General features: G+C 36.3%; 5 protein-coding genes and 2 pseudogenes. 5 read left to right on the top strand and 2 right to left on the bottom strand.

Annotated elements, in window-relative coordinates; translation table 11 throughout:
• Nucleotides 1-616, top strand: a pseudogene (locus tag DXD25_RS17250) (carbamoyl phosphate synthase large subunit); the annotation flags it as partial.
• Between the two features lie 135 nt (nucleotides 617-751).
• Here DXD25_RS17250 and DXD25_RS15570 read toward each other — a convergent pair.
• Together DXD25_RS15570 and DXD25_RS15565 are read right to left on the bottom strand one after the other, a co-directional pair.
• Nucleotides 752-1,090: a helix-turn-helix transcriptional regulator gene (locus DXD25_RS15570; protein ID WP_117664301.1), complete on the bottom strand. Its 339-nt coding sequence runs from the start codon at nucleotides 1,088-1,090 to the stop codon at nucleotides 752-754.
• Nucleotides 1,087-1,590: a hypothetical protein gene (locus DXD25_RS15565; protein WP_117664300.1), complete on the bottom strand. Its 504-nt coding sequence runs from the start codon at nucleotides 1,588-1,590 to the stop codon at nucleotides 1,087-1,089. Before DXD25_RS15565 ends, DXD25_RS15570 begins: the two co-directional genes overlap by 4 nt.
• A gap of 370 nt (nucleotides 1,591-1,960) precedes the next feature.
• Here DXD25_RS15565 and DXD25_RS15560 point away from each other — a divergent pair, with 370 nt between their 5' ends.
• The 4 genes and pseudogenes from DXD25_RS15560 to DXD25_RS15545 all read left to right on the top strand — a co-directional run.
• A complete protein-coding gene (locus DXD25_RS15560; protein WP_117664299.1) occupies nucleotides 1,961-3,997 on the top strand; it encodes a GIY-YIG nuclease family protein in 2,037 nt (678 codons plus the stop codon).
• Between the two features lie 7 nt (nucleotides 3,998-4,004).
• Complete coding sequence (locus DXD25_RS15555) at nucleotides 4,005-5,195, top strand: hypothetical protein (RefSeq protein WP_117664298.1); 1,191 nt, start codon at nucleotides 4,005-4,007, stop codon at nucleotides 5,193-5,195.
• Nucleotides 5,196-5,256: 61 nt separating this feature from the next.
• Nucleotides 5,257-5,979 (top strand): hypothetical protein, encoded by a 723-nt coding sequence (locus tag DXD25_RS15550; protein ID WP_117664297.1) that lies wholly within the window; start codon nucleotides 5,257-5,259, stop codon nucleotides 5,977-5,979.
• Nucleotides 5,963-6,303: pseudogene (locus tag DXD25_RS15545) on the top strand (carbamoyl phosphate synthase large subunit); the annotation flags it as partial. The gene DXD25_RS15550 and the pseudogene DXD25_RS15545, both read left to right, overlap by 17 nt.

Here is a 6,303-nt window from a genome sequence, read left to right as displayed (position 1 = left end):
GCCAGTAGAGAAGCCACACAAGAACCTCTTCGATCTCGACTATGTAGGTATCAAGGCATCTCAGTTCAGCTTCAACCGTCTGCAGAAGGCAGACCCAGTATTGGGTGTGGATATGAGCAGTACAGGTGAGGTAGGTTGCTTGGGCGACGATACATCTACCGCTCTCTTGAAGAGTATGCTTTCTGTGGGTCATCGCATTCCAGCCAAGAACATCCTGCTTTCTACTGGTTCTGCCAAGCAGAAGGTAGATTTGCTCGATGCTGCCCAGATGCTGGTTAAGCATGGCTACAAGCTGTATGCAACTGGTGGTAGTAGCAAGTTCCTCACCGAGAACGGCATTGAGAACACCCGTGTACTCTGGCCATCAGAGGAGGCAGAAGGCGGTGCGCCTAAGGCTTTGGAGATGCTCCACAACCACGAGATTGATATGGTAGTGAATATTCCGAAGAACTTGACCAGCAGCGAGTTGAGCAATGGTTATAAGATTCGTCGTGCAGCCATCGACCTGAACGTGCCATTGATTACCAACAGCCGTCTGGCGAGTGCATTCATCTATGCATTCTGCACCACCAAGCTGGAGGATATCGACATCAAGGCTTGGGGAGAGTATAAATAGTTGATAGTTAATAGTTAAGAATTGATAGTTAGTAGTTAAGAATTGACAGTTAAGTCATTCTTGATGATTTCCAATAGAAAAATCCCTGCTGTAGGAAAGGCTTCCTATGGCAGGGATTTTTTATTATTTGTATGACTATTTTTTGCACATATCCTCAGCTACCATCATAGCTACATTTTGCGTATTTGGAAGTTTGTATGGACGATGGCTCTGTGTTGTGGTAATGATGTCATCACCAAGAACCGTCGCCATCTTTGCGATTGTAGCTAATGTGAGATTATGTGTTCCACTCAGCCAACGACTTACTTCTGTTTCAGTCTTGCCAAGAGCCTTTGCGAAATCACGCTGTTTCATATTTCGTTCCTGTAATAGTTCAAAGACTCTGTTGGCTATAGCAACGCATAAGTCGACTTGTTTGTTTGTGTCCGCAGGAGTTGACTTGCGGATTTCATCCATCAGTTTATTTGTTTTCATATTAAATCCTCCTTGTTATAGTCGATATCTATAGTCAATTCAAGTGGTCCATGTAAATTTGTACCATTGATTGTTATAATTCTTTTATTCTCAAGTTTCTTTATAATGATGTCTATCTTTTGTAAGTTTCGTACGGCTCTATGCAGATTTACATCTTCTTGATATGTTTGCGTTTTCTTTATACCACCATTTCCTAAGATTAAAATCTTATGGCTGATATTAAGGCAATACAATCTTAAATTAGATGTATCAAGATGAGAGGGTAGTGCCATCACCCTGTCACGTTTGCTTCCTTCATATCTGAAGAATCTATCTTCTGCACCATTTTCTTTGATAATATCAATCCTTCTAATGAGGATTTGTACATCTTGGGCATATTGATCCTTATAGGTGAGAAGGAATTTCTCAAATTCGGTATATTCCTCACCCTCGAATCTTGGAGAATAAAGGCTGACTTTTTCTCCAGTTTCCAATAGATCTATTAATAAGTTCTTTTCCATATAACTTATATTTTTGCTGCAAAGATAAACATAAAAGTTGATTTTTACAAGAATAATATGTTAAACATTACTTTTATGTTTATCTTTTTGTAATAGCGTGCATAATCCCCCTTGAATTTTTTCGATTTGTTAGTTTATAAACTTAAGTTTATAATATTGATGCTTAGCTATTTGCCATTTGATAAAACTGCAAAGAAATTATGTCGATTTGTGAGTGTAATAATAACAACCTGCCAACAAAATCCATATGAATTATACAACGCATACAAAAAAGGTTAAACATATAATGATAATAGGGAAATTATTTGTTGTATAATAGATTTTTCTGTATCTTTGCACAGAATTTTTAAATAACACAAAAATAAAGGTTATGCAGAAAAAGTGGACAAAAGAAACTGTTTTTGAAGAAAGCAAGAAATATTCTTCAAGATCTGAGTTCAAAAAAAAGAAATCTGGTGCATTCCGTATTGCGTATATGAACGGATGGTTGGACGAAATGATATGGTTGGTGCGTCCGACAGCCAAACCTATCAAATGGACTAAAGGGGCGGTTTTCGAAGAGTCAAGAAAGTATTCTATAGTTACGGAATTTATGAATAATGCTGTGACTGCATACACTATTGCAAAAAATAATAATTGGCTAACTGAAATGGATTGGTTGGCTCCTAGCAAGCGTAAGCCTTCTGGATATTGGAAGATAAAAGAGAATGTAATAAATGAATCTAAAAATTACAAGTCGGTTACAGAATTTCAAAGAAAGAATAGTCGAGCTTTTGATTCGGCAAAACTCAACGGATGGCTTGATGAAATGGACTGGTTGTCAAAAACAAACAGAAAACCTGTTGGCTATTGGAAAGAGAAAAATAACGTATTTGAGGAATCTCAGAAATACAACTATAGGAGTGAGTTTTGTGAAGGATGTTATCTTGCTTATATTACTGCTAAAAATAATGGATGGCTTAATGAAATGACATGGTTGAAAAAAACAAGAAATTCCCCAAAAGTGTATTGGGAGGATAAAGAGAAAGTTTTTAAGGAAGCTCGAAAATACAAATATAAAAGTGAGTTTCGTCATAAGGCTCCGTCTGCATATAAATCTGCACTATTACATCATTGGCTCGGAGAAATGGAATTTGAAACAAAAGTCTCAAAAGGGGATCCACGAGGTCCGATTCATATTATTTATGTATATATAGACGAAGTAAATAAATATGCTTATGTTGGTGCAACAAATGATATGAAGAGGCGAGATGGGGAACATAAAAATCAGAAAAATGATCCTGTCTATAAGTATTTTTATGGTAAGGGTTTGAAAATTCCAGCATATAAAATCTTATTAGACGGGCTAACAATAGTCGAGAGACAAAGAGAAGAACGTGTTCAATCTTTATATTATCGTGATGTTTTGCATTACACATTGATTAATAATATCAATCTGACAGGTGAAAATGTTGGCTCTGTTGGAAGTTTAATAAAGAAATGGACAAAGAAAGCGGTATTGCGTGAAGCTGAAAAATATAAAACTCCAACGGAATTTTTCACAAAATCTGCTGGGGCGTATGATGCAGCTCTAAAATATAAGATGATGAACAATGAAACATTTCCATGGTTTTACAGTAAACGTATGCCTCCACGATGGTGGAGTGTAAAAGAACATGTGTTTGAAGAGTCAAAGAACTATAAATCATGGAATGAATTCTTTTTGAAGTCACCAGCAGCTCATTTTTCTGCAAGAAAGCATAAATGGGAAGATGAAATGACATGGTTGCTCCGTGACCAAGTTCCACAAGGTTATTGGCAAAATGAAGAAAATGTAATAGAAGTGTCTAAAAAGTATTCAACGAGAACTGACTTTTTCAAAGGTTGCCATGCTGCTTATGACTATGCAGCCAAAAATAATCTATGGGAGAAAATGCCTTGGATAAAAACTAAGGTGAAAGAACATGGTTATTGGACAAAAGAACGTGTATTCGAAGAAGGTGGCAAATACTCAACCAAAATGGAATTTAAAAGAGGTGCACCAACTGCTTATTCTTTAGCGACAAAAAACAATTGGATAAACGAAATGGAGTGGGCTGCTTCTGATGTCAAGCCACAGGGATTTTGGCAAAACAAGCAGAATGTAATAGCTGAATCACATAAATATTCTTCACGAAGTGAATTTAGATGGGGTACTCCGAGTGCTTATAGGTCAGCTATAGATAATGGCTGGATAGATGAAATGAAATGGCTGAAGCGTCCGCAAAATTATAACCTCAAGTGGACTCGTGAGAATGTATTCATAGAATCCCATAAATATGACTCTCGTGGTGCCTTTAAAAAAGGATGTCCATCTGCATACCGAGTGGCAAACGTAAATGGCTGGATGGTAGAAATGATATGGTTGAATATAAAGAACAAAAAATAAGATAGATATGAATGATATAAATTTTGATATAACAAAACATTGGCTTCCTGTTGGTGAAAAACAGGGAAGTATAGAGAAAGACACCTTAAGAATAAAGGTGTCTGGCATAAATTTTCACACAAAACCTGAAGCAAACTTTTGGGGAGTTTTTACAGGATGTATCAAAACTGAACCAAACAATCCATATGATATTAATGCTATTGGTTTCTATAAGACTGATGGGAAACTTTTGGGATTTGTTCAAAAAGAGTTGCAAGATTACGTTAATAAGTTTAGCAAAGGAAAAGAGTTGGACTGTGTAATTGCAATTACACCATTCATTTCTAAGGATGGTAAGGTTCGTAATCAGGCTTATGCAACAATCCTTAAATTTTTTGAGGATGATGTAGAATATGCAACAGAAATGATTAATAGCATCACTGAAGATGTTAGTAATGATGCTTTTATTGAAATTACTCATTTTGAAAAAGAGTTGCCAACACTCAATGTGTCACAGCCAAAAGTTGATGATAAAGATTATAATAATGAAGATAAAGATAGTAATGTCATATTCAGATATGATGAATTTTACAAATTTCCACAAAGCGATAAAACAGGAAAGAAAACTTATGATACACTCACTGTAAGAATAGAGGATGCTGATTGGTACTTTGATAGAAAGAAGTGGCAAGCAGGAGTATTCAGTGGATATGTGGATGTAGTGCATTTGGAAAGCCTTAATCAATATGGCATTTATCGAGAAGACAATACCCTTGTTGGTTGTCCTAATAGTTTTGACTTTGATGATGAAATCAAGGAATTCGCAGAAGGACAGCGTGTATATTGTATATTTTTGCTTGTTCCGCATATTGACAGCAAGACTTCTTGTATTGATATTAAAGGGAAGGCTGTTTTGATTAAGTTCTTTGAAGGGGAAAAGGACTATGCCCGTAAATTATTTGAAGATACTAGAACTCGACTTGCCCAAGATGCTATTTCTGATTACAAGAAATTCGTGGAAAAGAAAGAAGAGTTAGAACTTTGTGATATTAAGGTAATGTTAAGTTGGTCATTTGATACTCGCCGATATACCTTTGGAGATGATGCTACAACCTATCTTGATGACAAAGGGAAGCCCCAAAAGCCCAAAAGTGGGTGTGTAACTCTTGTAGCAATGCTTGTCTTGGGCTGTCTCTATGTTGTTTATTATACTTGGTGACAGTTATTGATTAATTTGTAATGTTGAAGTAGCAAGAGTTATTGTAAAATTATAATTCAATATGGAAGAAAATAGAATAAATGAAATTGGCAAGATGAGTCTGCCTGACAAGGTTTGTAATATATTAAAGGCTATTGGCAGCTGTTGTCCATTTACAGCCCCAATAGTAAGTCTGTTATCTGATTTTCAAAATCACAAGCAGAATCTATTGATAGAAGATGTGCTAAAAAAAGCATTTGCAATGATAGATGAACTTGATAATAGAGTTCGCAACATGGAATATATAAATAGTCAAGAATTTATCTGTGACTTGTTACGAACTGTAGATTATTCAAAAGATGAAATCGATGAAAATAAAAGAATTATGTATGCTAAATATTTAACAGCATGTTGCCACATTGATAATGCTGAGAATAGATGCAAGCGTATGTTCTTAGAATTAATGGAAAAAATTGACGGATTAGATTTCTATATTTTAAAGTCTTTAAAAAACACTTTTGATGGTAAAAATGCCATTGAAAGGATTTATAGTAAGTACAACGATGAATATAATAGCGATGTTTCGAAGAAAGAGGTTATGAACCACTTCTACTATCTGACTTCGCTTGGTTTAATAGAGATGTCAGACCAAGAAGAAGTTGAAGCTTTTTTGCAAAAATACAAAGAATGTCTATCTAGCAGTACGTTTAGAAAGGCTCATTTATATCAAAGAACAACTTTGGGTGATGATTTATACCATTTTATAAGTAAAATCGACATGTCTTCTTGTAGTGAAGCAGATTGATACTCTGGCTGCAGAGTATCCTGCTCAGACCAACTACCTCTATGTAACTTACGCTGGCGTGAAGAGCGACATCACCTTCGAGAACGACCACCGTTCTATCATCGTACTCGGTTCTGGTGCTTACCGCATCGGTTCTTCCGTAGAGTTCGACTGGTGTGGCGTTCAGGCATTGAACACCATCCGCAAGGAAGGCTGGCGCTCAGTGATGATCAACTACAACCCTGAGACCGTTTCTACCGACTACGATATGTGCAATCGTCTCTACTTCGACGAGTTGACCTTCGAGCGTGTGATGGATATCATCGAGATGGAGCAGCCTCATGG

Source organism: Prevotella sp. TF12-30 (assembly GCF_003436715.1).
GTDB classification, from domain to species: domain Bacteria; phylum Bacteroidota; class Bacteroidia; order Bacteroidales; family Bacteroidaceae; genus Prevotella; species Prevotella copri_A.
This window is presented reverse-complemented; position numbering and strand designations above follow the sequence as displayed.